At 70.2% G+C, this 16978-nt stretch carries 17 protein-coding genes; 9 read left to right on the forward strand and 8 right to left on the reverse strand.

Annotated elements, in window-relative coordinates; translation table 11 throughout:
* Positions 1-53 precede the first annotated feature (53 nt).
* Positions 54-1394, reverse strand: coding sequence for a DUF3422 family protein (locus ACK4TH_RS02420; protein ID WP_409622168.1), 1341 nt, complete (start codon positions 1392-1394; stop codon positions 54-56).
* Positions 1395-1560: 166 nt separating this feature from the next.
* On the opposite strand from ACK4TH_RS02420, the gene ACK4TH_RS02425 reads away from it, so the two are divergent.
* The 3 genes from ACK4TH_RS02425 to ACK4TH_RS02435 are packed head-to-tail and all read left to right on the forward strand — an operon-like array spanning position 1561 to position 6548.
* Positions 1561-2151, forward strand: coding sequence for a PAS domain S-box protein (locus ACK4TH_RS02425; protein ID WP_409622171.1), 591 nt, complete (start codon positions 1561-1563; stop codon positions 2149-2151).
* Positions 2152-2193: 42 nt separating this feature from the next.
* On the forward strand, positions 2194-4761 hold the full coding sequence (locus ACK4TH_RS02430) for a putative bifunctional diguanylate cyclase/phosphodiesterase (protein WP_409622174.1): 2568 nt from the start codon (positions 2194-2196) through the stop codon (positions 4759-4761).
* Positions 4762-4784: 23 nt separating this feature from the next.
* Complete coding sequence (locus ACK4TH_RS02435) at positions 4785-6548, forward strand: SulP family inorganic anion transporter (RefSeq protein ID WP_409622177.1); 1764 nt, start codon at positions 4785-4787, stop codon at positions 6546-6548.
* Between the two features lie 101 nt (positions 6549-6649).
* Here the strand turns inward: ACK4TH_RS02435 and rplS are convergent, their stop codons facing one another.
* From rplS to rpsP, 4 genes are all read right to left on the reverse strand, one after another.
* Entirely contained in the window at positions 6650-7006 is a 357-nt protein-coding gene (gene rplS / locus ACK4TH_RS02440; protein ID WP_409622180.1) for a 50S ribosomal protein L19, read from the reverse strand.
* A 96-nt stretch (positions 7007-7102) separates the two neighbouring features.
* Positions 7103-7909: a tRNA (guanosine(37)-N1)-methyltransferase TrmD gene (trmD, locus tag ACK4TH_RS02445; RefSeq protein WP_409622183.1), complete on the reverse strand. Its 807-nt coding sequence runs from the start codon at positions 7907-7909 to the stop codon at positions 7103-7105.
* A 19-nt stretch (positions 7910-7928) separates the two neighbouring features.
* The gene (gene rimM, locus ACK4TH_RS02450) at positions 7929-8522 is read right to left on the reverse strand and encodes a ribosome maturation factor RimM (RefSeq protein ID WP_409622186.1); all 594 of its coding nucleotides are present in this window, start codon (positions 8520-8522) and stop codon (positions 7929-7931) included.
* 13 nt (positions 8523-8535) lie between these two features.
* Positions 8536-8805 (reverse strand): 30S ribosomal protein S16, encoded by a 270-nt coding sequence (rpsP, locus tag ACK4TH_RS02455; RefSeq protein ID WP_068610404.1) that lies wholly within the window; start codon positions 8803-8805, stop codon positions 8536-8538.
* A 111-nt stretch (positions 8806-8916) separates the two neighbouring features.
* Between rpsP and ACK4TH_RS02460 the strand changes: the two genes are divergently transcribed.
* Positions 8917-9450: an N-acetyltransferase family protein gene (locus tag ACK4TH_RS02460; protein WP_409622190.1), complete on the forward strand. Its 534-nt coding sequence runs from the start codon at positions 8917-8919 to the stop codon at positions 9448-9450.
* A 77-nt stretch (positions 9451-9527) separates the two neighbouring features.
* Positions 9528-10007, forward strand: a complete 480-nt coding sequence (locus ACK4TH_RS02465; RefSeq protein WP_409622192.1) for a hypothetical protein — start codon at positions 9528-9530, stop codon at positions 10005-10007.
* Here ACK4TH_RS02465 and ACK4TH_RS02470 read toward each other — a convergent pair.
* On the reverse strand, positions 9997-10959 hold the full coding sequence (locus tag ACK4TH_RS02470) for an AEC family transporter (RefSeq protein WP_409622195.1): 963 nt from the start codon (positions 10957-10959) through the stop codon (positions 9997-9999). The genes ACK4TH_RS02465 and ACK4TH_RS02470 overlap by 11 nt on opposite strands.
* Positions 10960-11015: 56 nt before the next feature.
* Positions 11016-11561: a peptide-methionine (S)-S-oxide reductase MsrA gene (gene msrA, locus ACK4TH_RS02475; protein WP_409622198.1), complete on the reverse strand. Its 546-nt coding sequence runs from the start codon at positions 11559-11561 to the stop codon at positions 11016-11018.
* Between the two features lie 30 nt (positions 11562-11591).
* On the opposite strand from msrA, the gene ACK4TH_RS02480 reads away from it, so the two are divergent.
* The 4 genes from ACK4TH_RS02480 to kynA all read left to right on the forward strand — a co-directional run bounded on the left by ACK4TH_RS02480 (position 11592) and on the right by kynA (position 16097).
* Positions 11592-13124: a potassium/proton antiporter gene (locus ACK4TH_RS02480; RefSeq protein ID WP_409622201.1), complete on the forward strand. Its 1533-nt coding sequence runs from the start codon at positions 11592-11594 to the stop codon at positions 13122-13124.
* A 90-nt stretch (positions 13125-13214) separates the two neighbouring features.
* Positions 13215-13883 (forward strand): arylformamidase, encoded by a 669-nt coding sequence (gene kynB / locus ACK4TH_RS02485; protein WP_409622204.1) that lies wholly within the window; start codon positions 13215-13217, stop codon positions 13881-13883.
* A gap of 40 nt (positions 13884-13923) precedes the next feature.
* Complete coding sequence (kynU, locus tag ACK4TH_RS02490; RefSeq protein WP_409622207.1) at positions 13924-15222, forward strand: kynureninase; 1299 nt, start codon at positions 13924-13926, stop codon at positions 15220-15222.
* Between the two features lie 23 nt (positions 15223-15245).
* Complete coding sequence (gene kynA / locus ACK4TH_RS02495; protein ID WP_409622210.1) at positions 15246-16097, forward strand: tryptophan 2,3-dioxygenase; 852 nt, start codon at positions 15246-15248, stop codon at positions 16095-16097.
* Here kynA and ACK4TH_RS02500 read toward each other — a convergent pair.
* The gene (locus ACK4TH_RS02500) at positions 16031-16978 is read right to left on the reverse strand and encodes a ribose-phosphate diphosphokinase (RefSeq protein ID WP_409622213.1); all 948 of its coding nucleotides are present in this window, start codon (positions 16976-16978) and stop codon (positions 16031-16033) included. The genes kynA and ACK4TH_RS02500 overlap by 67 nt on opposite strands.

Consider the following 16978-nt stretch of genomic DNA (forward strand, 5'->3'; position numbering starts at 1 on the left):
GTCCCAGAAGCGGCCAGCGGGCACGCGCACGGCCACTCGGCGCAGCGCCGCGATCAGTCCGCGCCGTGCAGCCGGGCGTGGATGCGGCGCGTCATGCGCCACACCCCCCACAGCACCACGGGCATGAGCACACCGGCGGTCAGTTCCGGGTGCAGGGGCACGCCCGCCGATTTGAGGGCCTTGGCCCCGTACAGCACCAGACTGATCACGTAGTACGAGATCGCCGCGATGGACAACCCCTCCACCGTGGACTGGAGCTGCAGTTGCAGCGCCTGCCCGCGGGTCAGCTTCTCGAGCAATTGGCGGTTTTGCTCCTCGCGGGCAATGTCGACCTGGGTGCGCAACAAGGCGCTGGTGCGGGCGATGCGCTCGGAGAGCGCGACCAGCCGCTGTTCGGTCGAGGCGACGGTGGCAATCGCCGGCGCCAGCCGGCGCTGCATGAATTCGCTGATGGTCTGAGTGCCCGGGATGGCTCGCTCGCGCAGCTCCGCGATGCGCTGCGACACGATCCGGTCATACGCTCGGGTGGCGGCGAAGCGGTAGCCGTTTTCGGCGATGGCGCGCTCGATGCCCGCAGCCAGCCCCACCAGATCGTCCAGCAGCGCCTGATCGGAACTCGCTTTGGCCTCCATGTCCGCGGTCAAGCGCGCCAGGCGCCGCTCGGCGTCGGCCAGCGGCCCGCCCAGCGCCTTGGCCACGGGCAAGCCCAGCAGCGCCATCATGCGGTAGGTCTCGAACTCCAGCAGCCGGGCCGAGACACGGCCCGCGCGCGTCTCGCTGATGCCGGGCGGGGCCACGACCAGCATGCGCTCGAATCCGGACGGGCGCAAGCGAAAATCCGTCACCACCATCGAATGCCCCTGCTGGCCCAGGAGCGACGCCACCACCGGCTGATCGCCAAACCAGTGGCGCGCGCGCGCAAGCAACGCCGCCGGCTCCGCCAGGTCGGCAGTGACCATCGCCAGCTTGATCGCGCAAATGGTGCGCCCAGGGATCCCCGCCAGCCATTCGGGTGACACCATCAGGTGGGGCAGCAATTCCGGTTCGGAGGCATCCAGCCCCACCTCTGGCGGCAGCGGCTGTACCAGCGAGTACCGGGTGAACTCGGTGTGCCGCTCCCATTTGACGGTGAAACCCGGGGGACAGCGCAGACGCCGAAAATTGCCTTGCAGGTCGGCTTCGCTCAGGCCGTCCTGGCCCGGCAGGCGGCGCAAATGGGCCAGCTCCTGCGCCCGATCCACCCCGTCGTGCACGACAGCGACATAGACCACGAGCGCGGGCAGCCGGATACGTGCGGGCGGCCGGGCGTGTACCTCGTCGTGCAACACGCGGCGGCGCGGATCTTCGGCAGGCAGTGAGACGGGGATACCCCCCGCTGCATCGGCATCCATCATAGGCGTGAACATAGCACAGCGCGATGCCGGTCAAGGTGTGGGTTTTGTGCCAAATGGCGCGCGACGACGCCCGAACGGTATCGCCACACACGGCGATCTGGTGGATACTGCCGCGATCGTCACCCCGTGGTCTGCCCCACGCCGGTTCGCTTTAGGGAATATGCGCTTGCGATCCACGGCTTTGCCGCAGCATGGCTGCGCCGTCGTCGCCCCAGGGAGAGGGCGCCAACCGACGCCGGAACGCTCGACCGCGTTCGGCTGGCGCAGCGCCGCGCTGGCGCTGGTGAGCGTGGTGCTTGCGTGGCTGGGGCAGGTGTGGCCGGTGTCGGCGCAAACCTTGCCGAGCCTGCTGCAACAGCACACCGTGCCCATGTGGCTGATCGACCCGGCGGACGGCACCATCGTCGAGGCCAACGCGGCGGCGGCCGAGTTCTATGGCTACCCGGCGCTGCGTTCCCCCGGCGGCATGAATATTCGCCAGATCAACCAGCTGCCCGAAGCCGACGTGCGCGCCGAGATGGAGCGCGCGCGCAAGGAAGGACGGGGCTACTACCTGTTCCCGCACCGGCTCGCGTCGGGGCAGATCGTCACGGTCGAGGTCCACAGCGCCCCCATGACGATCGACGGCCGCACGCTGCTGCTGTCGGTGCTGTTGCCGGAGAGCCGCAGCGTCACGCTGCAGCAGGAGTTGCAACGCTACCAGAACCGGCTGGAAGCGCTGGTGGCCGAGCGCACCGAAGCCGCGGTGCGTGCGTAACACGACCGCACGTACACACTGGCCTGGGCGCTGGCTGGCGCGGTGGGCGCCATCGTCGCCTTGACCATGGCGCTGGTGCTGCTGCGCCGCAGCGCGCGCCGCGCGCAAGAGCTTGCGGACGAACTGGAAGGCACCCTGCGGGGAGCGCGGCTGGGGCGGCTGCGCTGGGATCTGGTACACGGCACCATCACCCCCTGCCCGCGGCTGCGCCGGCTGATCGGGCTGAACGAGCAGGGCCCGCACAGCATCCCGACCACGACCTGGATGCAGTGGGTGCACCCCAAAGACGCCGTGCAGGCCCAAAGCGCCCTGCAGGCCCACCTCAAGGACCAGAGCGAGGCGGCCGATCTGCGTTTTCGCCTGCAGCACCGCGATGGGCGCTGGATTTGGTTGCAGGCGTGGGGTCGCGTCGTGGCGCGCGACCCCGTCACAGGCCGCGCCACCGTGATGGCCGGCATTCTGCGCGACGTGAGCGACGAGGTCGCGCTGGAGCAGTCGCGCGCCATCGCAGCCAGCGTGTTCAATGACGCCGGCGAAGCGATCATCGTCACCGACGAACGCGGCGTCGTCCTGGACGCCAACGCCGCTATGCTGCAAATGAGCGGCTACAGCCGCGACGAGCTGATCGGCCGCGCCAACCTGCCATGGCGGCCGGCGGACCGGCACGGCATGCCCGACTGGCACCGGCTGCGCCGCCGCCTGCTGCGGGAAGGCCGCTGGCGCGGCGAGGCCTGGTGGCGCCGCAGCGACGGCTCCGAATTTCCGGTGGTGGAGGCCATTTCGGCCGTGCGCGACGATCGCGGACACATCATTCGCTACGTCGCCGTCGCGCAGGACATCACCGAGCTCAAAGCTCAGCAGAACGCCCTGGAGCGGCAGGCCTATTACGACCTCCTCACGAGGCTGCCCAACCGGGTGCTGCTGGCCGACCGACTGGATCTGGCCATCGCCAGCGCCCGGCGTCACCAGCGGCGGGTGGCGGTGGCGTATCTGGATCTGGATGGCTTCAAATACGTCAACGACTCCCACGGCCACCGCGAGGGCGACTGGATCCTGCGCCTGGTGGCGCAGCGGCTGCAGGGGGCGTTGCGCGAGGGGGATACGCTGGCGCGGGTGGGAGGCGACGAATTCGTCGCCGTGCTGTGCGACCTGGACGACAGCGAGCGCTGGACCGCCGTCATCGACCGGCTGCTGGGGGCGACTGCCGAGCCCATCGAATGCAACGGGACACGGGTGCAGTTGAGCACGAGCATCGGCGTGACCCTGTACCCCGACGACGGGGCCGATGCCGAGGTACTGCTGCGCCATGCCGATCAGGCCCTGTACCGCGCCAAGCGCGAAGGCAAAAACCGCTGGTGCCTATTCGACCCTCAGGAGGACCGAGCGGCGGTCGCCCACGCCGAGCACATCGCCGATGTGCGGCGCGCCCTGACCCACGAGGGCGAGTTCCGGCTGTATCTGCAGCCGCGCGTGGGCCTGGTCGATGGCGCCATCGAGGGGGCCGAAGCCCTGTTGCGCTGGCAGCATCCGCAGCGGGGACTGCTGGCGCCGGCGGCCTTCCTGCCCGCCATCGAACAGGACGACACCATGATCGCGCTGGGCGATTGGGTGCTGGACGAGGCGATGCGCCAACTCCAGCGTTGGCACGACGCGGGACACTCGAGCTGGACCCTGTCCGTCAACATCGCCGTGCGCCAGTTGCGTGATCCGGCCTTTGCGGACCGGCTGGCCCAGCGCCTGGCGCGCCATCCGCAGGTGGATCCGAGCCGGTTGGAGCTCGAAATCGTCGAATCCAGCGCGCTGGACGGCATCGCCGAGCTGGAGCGATTGCTCGAGCGCTGCCGTGCGTTGGGAGTCGCCGTGGCGATCGACGACTTCGGCACCGGCTACTCGTCGCTTGCCTACCTCAAGCAGCTACCCGCCAGCGTGGTCAAGATCGATCAATCCTTCGTGCGCGACATGTTCGACGATCCCAGCGATCTGCGCATCATCGAAGGCGTGGTCGCGCTGGGGCAGGCGTTCGGCCTGCGCGTGGTCGCCGAAGGCGTCGAGACGCTGCACCACGGCGAGCTGCTGCTGCGGCTGGGGGCGCAGTCCGCCCAGGGCTACGGCATCGCGCGGCCCATGCCCGCCGATCAATGGACCGACTGGGCCGCGGCCTGGCAACCGCCCGCCTCGTGGATGCGCTGGCGAGCGCTCGTGCATTCGCCCTGGTCGCGGATGCTGGCGCGGCTGGAGGTCGAACACCGCGCCGTGCTCACCGGGCTGGCGACGCGGCGGGTGACGCCGGCAGCCTCCGGCGACTGCCCATTTCAGACCCTGCTGGCCGAGTCGCTGCCGGCCCCTGCGCACCACTGGCCCGAGTACGCGGCGCTGCAGCGGGCGCACGAAACCTTTCACGCGGCTGCGCGGCAGTGGTGGGAGCGTGCGCCGGACACCGATCCGCAAGGGGACCCCGCCATCGTACAAGCCCATGGCGCGCTGCTCGGCGCGCTCCATCGCCTGCTGGACCGGCTGTGCGCGGTGGATTCCGCCGACTCCGCGGGGATCGAGCCGCCCGTCATCGTCCTGGACGATGGCAAGCAGTCCACGCGCGCGGCGACGGTTTGAGCCGATCGCGCTACGATCGGCGCATGAGCGCGTCGATACCCCCCACCCCTGTGCACGCCTGGCTGCCGATGCTGCAGTGGATGCGCCACTACCGGCGTGACCATGCCACGGCGGACGGGGTGGCGGCCGCGGTGGTGACGCTGATGCTGGTGCCGCAGAGCCTGGCCTATGCACAGCTGGCGGGCATGCCGCCCGAGGCCGGGCTGTACGCCAGCATTCTGCCCTTGGTCGTGTATGCGGTGCTCGGCACCAGCTCTGCCCTGGCGGTGGGGCCGGCCGCGGTGACATCCCTCATGACGGCCGCCGCTGCCGGAGCACTGGCCCCCGAGGGCACGGCGGCCTACGGCTGGGCCGTCTGGTGGCTGGCGGCCCTCAGCGGAGGGGTCTCACTGCTGCTCGGTGTGCTGCGGCTGGGTTTTCTGGCCCACTTTATCAGCCATCCGGTGCTGCACGGCTTTGTCTCGGCCTCCGGCATCCTGATCGCTGCCAGCCAACTCAAGCACCTGTTGGGCGTGCCCCTGAACGGCACGACCCTGCCCACGCTGCTGGCGCAGGGCTGGCGCAGCGTGGCTGGGACGCACGGGCCCACCTTGCTCATCGGTGCGGGGACGCTGGCGGTCCTGCTCGCCGCACGGTGGGGCTTGCGGCCGGGCCTGCGCCGCCTCGGATGGTCCGCCGCCGCTGCCGACCTGGCCGCCAAGGCCGCGCCCATCGCGATCCTGGCCGCCGTGACCGCGGTGTGCGCAGCAGCCGACGCGGCCTCCCTTGGCGTGCGGGTGGTCGGCGCCGTCCCGGCGGGACTGCCCACCTTCACCTGGCCCGGCCTGGGAGAGGGCGGCTGGGCAGGGCTGGAGCCGCTGCTGCTGCCCGCGTTTCTGCTGGCCATCGTGGGGTTCGTGGAGTCGGTATCGGTCGGTCAGTCGTTGGCCGCGCGGCGGCGCGAACGCATCGACCCCGACGCGGAGCTGCGCGCGCTGGGTGCCGGCAATTTGGCGGCCGCCGTCAGCGGGGGGTTTCCCGTCACGGGCGGGTTTGCGCGGTCGGTCGTCAACTTCGAAGCCGGGGCCCGCACGCCGGCCGCTGGGCTGTACACCGCGGTCGGGCTGGCGGGCGTGGCGGCCTTTTTGACGCCGATGCTGCACCACCTGCCCCAGGCCGCGCTGGCCGCCACGATCGTGGTCGCCGTGCTGACCCTGGTGGATTTGCCCGCCTTCGCGCGCATCTGGCGCTATTCGCGCAGCGACTTTGCAGCCATGGCCCTGACCGCCGTGCTCACCCTCACCGTCGGAGTCGAAGCTGGGTTGGCGGCCGGTGTGCTGGCGTCGATCACCCTGCTGCTGTACCGCAATAGCCGGCCGCACATCGCGGTGGTGGGGCGCATTCCAGGGACGGAACACTTCCGCAACGTCGAGCGCCACGCGGTCGAGACCGTGCCGCATGTGCTGGGCCTGCGGGTGGACGAGAGCCTGACCTTTGCCAACGCGCGTTTTCTGGAGGACTATGTGGCGGCGCAAGTCGCCGCACGCCCGACGGTCCGCGACGTCGTGCTGCAGTGCTCGGCGATCAACGAAATCGACGCCAGCGCGCTCGAGAGCCTGCAGACCATCCAGGAGCGACTGGCGCAGGCCGGCATTCGGCTGCACCTGTCCGAGGTCAAGGGCCCGGTGATGGACCGGCTGCAGCGCGCCGGGCTGCCCACCCAACTGAGCGGCCAGGTGTTCCTGAGCCACCACCAGGCCATCGAAACGCTCGCCCCCCAAAGCCCCCGCGGCGCCGACCCTGAGTAACCGGCACGAGGGGTCCGGCCAAACGACAACCCCGCCGGGTCGAGCCGACCGGGCGGGGCCAAAAGGAATCGGACACCCGGGCTTGCCCGGGGGCGGGTCGCTTACGCGCCCAGCTTCTCTTTGATGCGGGCGGACTTGCCGGTGCGGCCGCGCAGGTAGTAGAGCTTGGCGCGGCGCACATCGCCGCGGCGCTTGACCTCGATGCTGGCAATCAGCGGGCTGTACAGGGGGAAGGTGCGCTCGACGCCTTCGCCGTTGGAAATCTTGCGCACGATGAAGCTGGAGTTCAGACCCCGGTTGCGCTTGGCGATCACGACGCCTTCGTAGGCCTGGACGCGCTTCTTGTTGCCTTCGATCACGTTGACGTTGACGATCACCGTGTCGCCAGGCGCGAAGGCGGGAACGTTCTTGTTCAGGCGAGCGATTTCTTCCTGCTCGAGGATTTGGATCAGGTTCATGGTCACATCCACGATCATGACCGCGCTGCGATGTTGCACGGAGCCGCGCCCTTGCGCCGCCCCGCCCAGGGCCATGCCCCGAAGCCGGACAGAGGATCAAAGCCCGCTATTGTAGCCTGCTTCGCGCAGCGCATGCTCGTCGGCGGGCCGCAAGCGACCCTCGGCGCGCGCGCGCGCCAGCACGTCCGGGCGCCAGCGCGCCGTCGCCTGCACCCGCTGGGCGCGGCGCCATGCCTCGATCTGGGCATGGTGGCCGGACAGCAGCACGGGCGGCACGGCCATCGGACCCACCGGGCCCTGCCAAACCTCCGGCCGGGTGTAATGCGGGCAATCGAGCAGGCCATCGACACCGGGGTTGAAGCTGTCCTGCTCGGCGCTGGCCTGGTCGCCCAGCACCCCGGGCTGCAGCCGCGCCACCGCATCCAGCAGCGCCACGGCTGCGATCTCGCCGCCCGACAGGACGAAGTCGCCCAGGCTGATCTGCGCGTCCACACACGCATCGACGAAGCGCTGGTCCACCCCCTCGTAGCGGCCGCACAGCAGGATGGCGCCGGGTGTGGCCGGCTGCGCATAGCGGGCCACCACGTCGTGGGACAAGCGCTCGCCCGCGGGCGAGAACAGCACGGTCGGCACATCCACGGCCGCGCCCGCCGGACGACACGCGGGCAGCCCACGGTCGAGGCGGATGGCCTGCCAGCAGCGGTACAGCGGCTCGGCCAGCATGACCATGCCCGGCCCGCCGCCAAACGGGCGGTCGTCCACGCGGCGGTAGTGGCCGTCGGCAAAATCGCGCAAGGGCCACAGCCGCACTTGCACCGCCCCGGCAAAGGCACGGCGCACCACGCCGACCGACAGGTAGGGTTCGATCAGCTCGGGGAACAGGGTGATGATGTCGAAGCGCATGGCGCCCGCGCGGCTGCGGTCAGTAGTCCGGCTGCCAATCCACGGTGATGCGGCGCGCGGCCAGATCCACCGCGTCCACATAGGCGCTCACGAAGGGGATGAGGCGCTCGACCGCCTGCTCGCCGGTGCCGTCGCGCAGGCACAGCACCGCGTGCGGCCCCGTGGGCAGCAGGTCTTCGACGACACCCAGGACGACCCCCTCCCGGTTGACCACCGACAGGCCGATCAGATCGACCCAGTAGAACTCGTCGGGGTCGTCGGTGGGCGGGAAGTCGGCCCGCGCAATGTGGATGCGGGCGCCGCGCAGGCGCTCGGCCAGTCCGCGGTCATCGACCCCGTCGAAATGCGCCACCACGGCATCGCCGTGCCAGCGCGCTTCGGCCACCGCCACCGCGACGGTGCCCTGGAAGGCATCGAACGCGCGCGCACGCGGCGAGCGGCTGGCCAAAGGGGGCTGCAAATACCAGCGGCGCGCATGCAGCAAGGCGTCGCCGCTTTGGCTCAGGCCATGCACACGGACCCAGCCGCGCACACCCCAGGCCTCTTGCACATGGCCAATCTCGACCGCGTCGGCGGGCAGCTCCGCCGCCTGCCAGGGCAAAGGCTCGGCCATGCGACGGGCGGGATCAGGCCGCGGCGGCTTCGGCCGGCACGACCTTGGGGGCCTGCTTGATCAGGCGGGCAACCGTCTCGGACGGCTGGGCGCCGACACCGAGCCAGTAGGTCAGGCGATCCTGGGCGATGTTGAGCGGCACGTCGTTGCCGCGGGCGATGGGGTTGTAAAAGCCGATGCGCTCGATGAAGCGGCCGTCACGGCGGCTGCGCTTGTCGGCAACGACGATGTGGTAGAACGGGCGGGCCTTCGAGCCGCCACGGGCGAGTCGGATCACGACCATGGTTTATCCTTGCGAACTGTTCGACGAGACGGTGGAGGCAACGCCTGAGACACGACGACTGGCCACCCGGCCAGCGAAACGTTGCAAACCTGCCATTATAGCCAGCGACCCGTGAACACCCCCCTGATCCGCCCGAGCCACGAGAACGACCTGCCCGCCATTGCCCGCATCTACGGCCACCATGTGCTGCACGGCACGGGAACGTTCGAGACCGATCCCCCCAGCGCTGCCGACATGGGTGCCCGCCGCGCCGACGTGCTGGCCAAGGGCTTGCCCTGGCTGGTCGCCGAGCTGCAGGGCGAGGTGGTGGGCTTTGCCTATGGCAACTGGTTCAAGCCGCGGCCGGCGTACCGCTTCTCGGTGGAGGACTCCATCTACATCGCGCCCCATGCCGTGGGCCAAGGGCTGGGTCGCGCGCTGCTGGCCGAATTGCTGGCGCAGCTCGAGGCACGGGGCATCCGCAAGGTGATGGCGGTGATCGGTGACTCGGCCAACGCGGGCTCCATCGGGCTGCACACTGTCCTGGGCTTCGAGCGGGTGGGCGTGGTGCGCTCCTGCGGCTGGAAGTTCGGCCGCTGGCTCGACATCGTGCTGATGGAAAAGTCCTTGGGCTGGGGCGATCGCACCCCGCCCACCGAGGGCTGACACCCTGCCCCTGCGGGAACCGGCACCATCCGGTCCGGCTCCCAATCGGCATCGCTTTCCCATACCTACGCCGCCCCATGGCCGACACCCACCGCGCCCACGCCGCCCGCCCCCGCAACAAGACCGTCGCCGCCTGGCTCGCCCTGGTGGGCGGAGGCTTCGGCTGGCACCGGTTTTATCTGCACGGATTCGGCGACGTGTGGGGCTGGGCCCATGCCATCCCGACCGCGCTGGGGCTGTGGGGAGTCGATCGGGTATTGACGTATGGGCAGGACGATCAGCTGTCGTGGGTGCTGCTGCCCTTCCTTGGGCTTGGCCTGGTGGCCGCATGCCTGTCGGCCATCGTGTATGCGCTGCAACCGCCCCAGCGCTGGAATGCGCGCCACAACCCGGCCGGGCCGGCCGACGCCCGCGCCGGCGACACGAACTGGCTGACCGTCATCGCGGTGGTGCTGTCGCTGATGGTGGGCGCCACAGCGTTGATGGCGGGCCTGGCGTTCAGCTTCCAGCGTTACTTCGAGTACCAAATCGAAGAAGGCTTGCGCATCAGCCAGTGAGCTGCGCCATCACCAGCATCCAGCCACTCAGGGTCAGCATCGCCAGCGCGGTGGACAGCCCCGTGGCGGCAGTCACCTCTGTCTGTGCCACGCGGTAGCGCTGCGCGAACAAAAAGACATTGGCACCGATCGGCACGCCAGCGGCGACCACCAACACCGTCAACGGCAGGCCGCGCAGGCCCCACAGCCACGCCGAGGCGCCGACCAGCACCGGCATGACCAGGTTTTTCGCCACGGCGACGGACAGCGCCTCGCGCCAGTGGCCGCGCCACGGTGTGCGGGCCAGGCTCACACCCACCAGCACCAAGGCCAGGGGCCCGAAGGCCTGGCCGAGCAGGTGCAGGGGCTTGTCCACCACGGCGGGCAAGGTCGCCCCCGACAGCCCCCACAGCAACCCACAGGCAATCGGCAAGGGGATGGGGTGGATGACCGATCCGCGCACCGCCGACAGGGCCGTGCGCCACAGCCGTGCGGGCGGCATCGGCCCGTCTTGCGCTCGGCTGCGGGCATCGGCCAGTTCCAGCGCCACCGAGCCGATCGTCAACAAGATCAGGGCGTGCACGGCGATCAGCGTCAGCAGCGTGACCACGCCGGTCTGCCCATAGGCCAGGCCGATGAGGGCGATGCCGATCATGACCAGATTGGAAAACGTCCCGCCCAGCGCCAGAACGATGCCGCGGGGGTGAAAGCCGTGCCACGCGATCTGCAAACCAAACCAGGGCAGCGTGGCGCTGAAATAGGCCGCCACGGGACGCCAGTCCAGCGCCTCGAGCCGCACCTGGGCCATGGTGCGAAACAGCAGCGCCGGGATGAGCAACAGGAAAACCAGATTGGACAAATCCTTGACAGCCGCCGCCCCGACCCAGCCGCGCCGGCCCGCGACCACACCCGCAGCGATGAGCAGGAAGACGGGGGCCAGGGACTGAAAGACGGGATGGTCGGCGACGCTCACACCGTCAGTGTAGTGAGCAAGCGCGCCAGCGGCTGGCGCCTACGCGACCCACGCCGTCACGCCCGCTCGGGCTTGAGGTGCTGCGCAAACGCGCGGCGCAACTTGGCCACCTTGGGTGCGGCCACGGCCAGACAGTAGCCGTGGTACGGATGGCGCGCGAAGAAGTCCTGGTGTTCGGCTTCGGCCGGCCAGTAGTGGCGCAGCGGCTCCACTTCGGTCACGATGGGGGCGCCGAAGGCGCGCTGCGCCTGCAGCTCGGCGATCAGCGCCCGGGCTACATCCGCCTGCTCGGGCGTGGTCCAGTAGATGCCGCTGCGGTATTGCGTGCCGACGTCAGCGCCCTGCCGGTTGGGGGTGGTGGGGTCGTGGGTGGCAAAAAAGATGGTGAGCAGATCGCGCACGCCGACGACCGCCGGGTCGTAAACCAGCTTGACGACCTCTGCGCAGCCGGTGGCGCCGGTGCAGACGTCCTCGTACGTTGGCCGCTCGGCCTGCCCGTTGCTGTAGCCGGATTCCACGTCCAGCACGCCGCGCACCCGCTCGAACACGGCTTCGGTGCACCAAAAACACCCACCGGCCAGGACCAAAGTCTCCGCTGTCATGGCGCAAATTCTGCTACGGTCCCGGATACCATGACCCTATCGCTGGATTTTTTGGCCCTGCCTCTGCTGACGGCCTCGGCCTTGCTGCTGCTGAGCCTGGTGGCCGGGTTGTTTTCGGCGCGGCTGGGCTTTTCGTTCTTGCTGGTGTTTCTGGTCGCGGGCATGCTGCTGGGCGAAGACGGGCCCGGCGGCGTGGCGTTCGAGGATTTTCGGCTGGCATTTTGGGTGGGCAACGTGGCGCTGGCCGTCATCCTGCTGGACGGGGGACTGCGCACGCGCTACGCGACGTTTCGCACCGGGCTGCGCCCATCGCTGCTGCTGGCCACGGCCGGCGTGGCCGTCAGCGCCGCGCTGACCGGGCTGGGGGCCTGGCTGCTGCTCGACCTGGACTGGCGACTCGCGCTGCTGCTGGGTGCCATCGTGGGCTCCACGGACGCGGCAGCCGTGTTTTCGCTGCTGCAGACATCGGGCGTGCGGCTCAATGAGCGCGTGGCCTCGACGCTGGAAATCGAGTCGGGGTTGAACGACCCGATGGCCGTGTTTCTCACCCTGGCGCTGATCGGTCTGGCCGTGACGCCAGGCAGTGGAACCGCCAGCCTGGGCTGGGCGCCGCTGCTGGCACTGGTGCAGCAGTTTGGTTGGGGTCTGGTGCTGGGCGGTGGCCTGGGCTGGGCGCTGGCGGATGGTCTGCGGCTGCTGGCCCGGCTCACCCGGCCGGGCGGCGGGGTGCGCGCCTTGCTGCTGCTGTCGGCGGGGATGGCGGTGTTTGCGTTCACGACCTGGGTCGGCGGCTCGGGGTTCCTCGCGGTTTATATCTTCGGTCTGGTGGTGGGCAACCGGGCCCGCGGCTCGGTGGCACCGGCGCTGCAGGCCATGGATGGCTACGCCTGGATGGCACAGGCGGGCATGTTTCTGCTGCTGGGTCTGCTGGTCACCCCCACCGAGGCGCTGCGCACCCTGTTTCCGGCGCTGGGCGTGGCGGCGGCGCTGATGTTGGTGGCCCGGCCGCTGGCCGTCTGGCTGTGCCTGCTGCCCTTTCGCTTTCCCCCGCGCGAGGTGGCATTCATCGCCTGGGTCGGCCTGCGCGGAGCGGTACCCATCGTGCTGGCGGTGTTCCCGGTGATGGCGGGGGTGGAGGGGGCCAAGACCTTCTTCAACATCGCCTTCGTGGTGGTGCTGGCGTCGCTGCTGCTGCAGGGCACCACCCTGCCTTGGGCGGCACGGCGCACCGGCGTTGCGCTGCCCGACCGCGACGATCCGGTCGCCGCTCGACAGGTGTATGGCGATTTCGAGGTGCCGGCGAACACCCCCATGGCGGCGTTGTGCCGCTTCTACGGCTGGCCGCCGGTCGAGGACGAACAACTCACCGTGGGCGAGTGGTTCGGCCGCGCCTGCGAACATGCGCCGGTCGAGGGCGATCAACGGCGCTGGGGACCGGCCGAGCTGAGCGTGCGCCGCGTCCAGGGCGGCACCATCGAGCGCGTCGGCATCCGCCTGGAGGACACGGGGGACGGGGGCGGTGACGGCGCGGGCGGCATGGGCGAGCGGGACGCGACGCCCTGATGGGCATGTTTTATTTGACACCTGAAATATTTGCCGGCTGTCGCAAAAAACCGACACCACGGCTTTTCGGGCGGTGCTACCTTCGCGCGCATGCCGTTTCCATCGCTCGATTCGACCACCGCGCGCCGCCTGTGGGACATTTCGCCCCCGGTGGATGACGATGCGCCCGTATTTCCCGGCGACACGCCCTACCAGCAGCGGTGGGTGGCCAGGATCGGGCCGGGCTGCCCGGTCAATGTCAGCGCGGTCACGACCACGCCGCACATCGGCGCCCATGCGGATGCGCCGCTGCACTACGCCCCCGACGGCGCGCCGATCGGGGCAGTGGATCTGACCCCGTACCTGGGCCCGTGCCGGGTGGTGCATGCCATCGGCTGCGGGTCGCTGGTGATGTGGGCGCATGTGGCCCATGGCCTGCCGGATGACACGCCCTGCCCGCCCCGGCTGCTGGTGCGCACCTATGCGCGCATGCCACAGAACACCTTCGACGATGCGCTGCCGGGTCTGGACCCGGCGCTGCTGGAACGCCTGGCCGACCGCGGCGTCTGCCTGGTGGGCACGGACAGCGCCAGCGTGGACCCCGCCGCCAGCAAGACGCTGGACGCGCACCAGGTGTTGCGCCGGCGCGGCCTGCGCGTGCTGGAAAACCTGTGCCTGGACGACGTGCCCGAGGGCGACTATGAGCTGATCGCCCTGCCCTTGAAGTGGATGCGCGCCGACGCCAGTCCGGTGCGGGCCGTGCTGCGCGCCCTGGCCTGACCCATCGGACATTCACACGCCGCCCCCAAAGGATTGCCCCATGCCCTGCCCCACCCTCGACGACTGCCGCGCGCTGGATGCGGCCGACCCGCTGCGCCCCTTGCGCGACCTGTTCGATCTGCCACCCGGCATCATCTACTTGGACGGCAATTCCCTCGGCGTCCTGCCGCGGCAGACCGCTGCCCGCGTGCAGGCGGTCGTTGCGGACGAATGGGGCCAGGGGTTGATCCGCAGCTGGAACACCGCCGGCTGGTTCACCTTGCCGCAGCGGGTGGGCGACCTGATCGGCCGTCTGATCGGCGCCGGCCCCGGCGAAACGGTGGCCACGGACAGCACCTCGATCAACCTGTTCAAGGTCTTGAGCCTGGCCATGCATCTGCAACACCGGCGCGGCGACGGCCGGCGCGTGTTGGTCAGCGAACGCAGCAACTTCCCCACCGACCTGTATGTGGCCGAGGCGCTGTGCCGCGATCGGGGCTGGACCCTGCGGCTGATCGATGGCGACCCGCAAGCGGCGCTGCCCGGCGCACTGGGGCCGGATGTTGGCATCGTGATGCTGACGCATGTGAACTACCGCACCGGGGCGATGCACGACATGGCTGCGGTGACGGTCGCCGCACACGCCGCCGGCGCACGGATGGTGTGGGACCTGGCGCACAGCGCGGGCGCGGTACCCGTGGACCTGAATGGGGCGCAGGCCGACTTTGCCGTGGGCTGCGGCTACAAATACCTCAACGGCGGGCCGGGCGCGCCGGCGTTTGCGTGGGTGCATCCGCGCCTGAGCGCGACCTTGGGCCCGGACGACTGGTCGACGCTGGCCGGCTGGTGGGGGCATGCAGCGCCCTTTGCCTTCACGCCCGATTTCCAACCGGCGCCGGGGGTGCAGCGGCTGCTGTGCGGCACGCAGCCCATCATCAGCCTGTCGGCGCTGGAGGTGGGGGTGCGCACTGTGCTTGCCGCCGAACCGCTGGGCGGCATGGCGGCGCTGCGGCGCAAGTCGCTGGCGCTGACCGACCTGTTCATCACACTGGTGGAGTCGCGCTGCGCCGGGCACGGGCTGACCCTGATCACGCCACGCGAGCCGCAGCGGCGCGGCTCGCAGGTGTGCCTCACCCGCGCCGAGGGGGCCTATGCCATCGTGCAGGCGCTGATCGCGCGCGGGGTGATCGGCGACTTCCGCGCCGGGGATGAACGGCAGCCGGACATTCTGCGCTTTGGCTTCACGCCCCTGTACCTGGGGTTCGAGGACGTCTGGCACGCCGTCGAACACCTACGCGATGTGCTGCAGACACAAGCCTGGCGCGACCCGGCCTTCCAGCGCCCCCAGGCCGTGACCTGACCCCGCCCCACGGATACGCCACCATGCCGAGCCCCCCATCCACCCCCGAGTCCATCGTCCACGCCGAACACGCCCGGCTGGATTACCGCGATGCGATGACCTACGGCGACTATCTGCAGCTCGATGCGATCCTGAACGCGCAAAAGCCCTTGTCGCCCGACCACAACGAGATGCTGTTCATCATCCAGCACCAGACCAGCGAGTTGTGGATGAAGCTGATGCTGCACGAGCTGAGCGCGGCCAAGACGGCCATCGCCGCCGACCGGCTGCCGGAGGCGTTCAAGATGCTGGCGCGCGTCAGCCGCATCATGGAGCAGCTCGTGCACGCCTGGGATGTACTGGCGACCATGACCCCACCGGAGTACAGCGCGATCCGCCCCTATCTGGCGCAGTCCAGCGGTTTTCAGAGCTACCAGTACCGCTGCATCGAGTTTGCGCTGGGCAACAAGAATGCCGCGATGCTGCGCCCGCACGAGCACCGGCCGGATCTGCTGGCGCAGGTGCAAGCCGCCTACGAAACGCCGTCGCTATACGACGAGTCGCTGCGCCTGCTGGCGCGGCGCGGCCTGCCCGTGCCCGCCAGCCACTGCGAGCGGGACTGGACCCGGCCCTACGAAGCCAGCGACGCGGTGGAAGCCGCGTGGCTGCAGGTTTACCGCGATCCGTCGCACCACTGGGACCTGTACCAACTGGGCGAGGAGCTGACCGACCTGGAGGACGCCTTCAGACTATGGCGCTTTCGGCACCTGACGACCGTGGAGCGGGTGATCGGCTTCAAGCGCGGCACCGGGGGCACCAGCGGCGTGGGTTACTTGCGCAAGATGCTGGACGTGGTGCTGTTCCCCGAAATCTGGAAGCTGCGCACCGACCTCTGAAGCGCCGGCCCCAGCAGCGGCGCCAGCGGCACCGCGTTGCTGGCGTGCGGCACGCTGTCGGTGCTCCAGACCTCGCCGACGCCGGCGGCCTGCATCGCGGCCAGCGCGTCGCCGACGAACAGCGCGTGCGTCACCGCCACGTCCACCGAGGCGGTGCCGGCCGCGCGCAGGGCGGCCGCGGCGCGCGCCACGGTGCGGCCGGTGCTGGCCATGTCGTCCAGGATCACGACCGCACGGCCGCGCACGTCGAGCGGCGGCAGCGCGACCTCGACGTCGCGGTCGCCGTGGCGTACCTTGCGCGCCACCGCCGTCTCCAGCCCGGCGGCGTGTCCGGCCTGCTGCACCCACTGGGCCGATTCCTCGTCCGGCCCGAGCAGCAGCGCGCCGGGGCGACGCTGCGCGGCCAGCGCGCCGAGCAGCGCCGCGGCGCTGAGCGCGTGCGCCTCCGCCACCGGCACCGCCTCGGCGAGCGTGCCCACCCGGTGCAGGTGCGGATCCACCGTGATCAGCCCGTCGAACGCCGCCGCCAGCCAGCGCCCGACGTGGCGCTGGCTGACCACCTCGCCGGGGGTGAAGGCCGCATCCTGCCGCATGTAGGCCAGGTACGGCGCCACCAGCCACAGCCGCCGCGCGCCCAGCTCGCGCGCGGCCGGGGCGGCCAGCAGCAGCTCGACGAGTTTCTCGTTCGGCTGGTGCAGGCTGCGGTACAGCGCCACCTCGGCCGGCAGCTCGGGCGGCAGGCGCAGCCGCCACTCGCCGTCCGGAAAGCGGTGGCGCGCCACGAACGCCAGCGTCCACGGTTCGGCGGCGGCCGCGTGCAGCGCCGCGAGCAGCCGCTGCGCCGGCGCGGCCTCGTCGTCGAAGGCAAGCAACAGCGGCAT

Source organism: Tepidimonas sp., from assembly GCF_046292505.1.
Lineage (GTDB): Bacteria > Pseudomonadota > Gammaproteobacteria > Burkholderiales > Burkholderiaceae_C > Tepidimonas.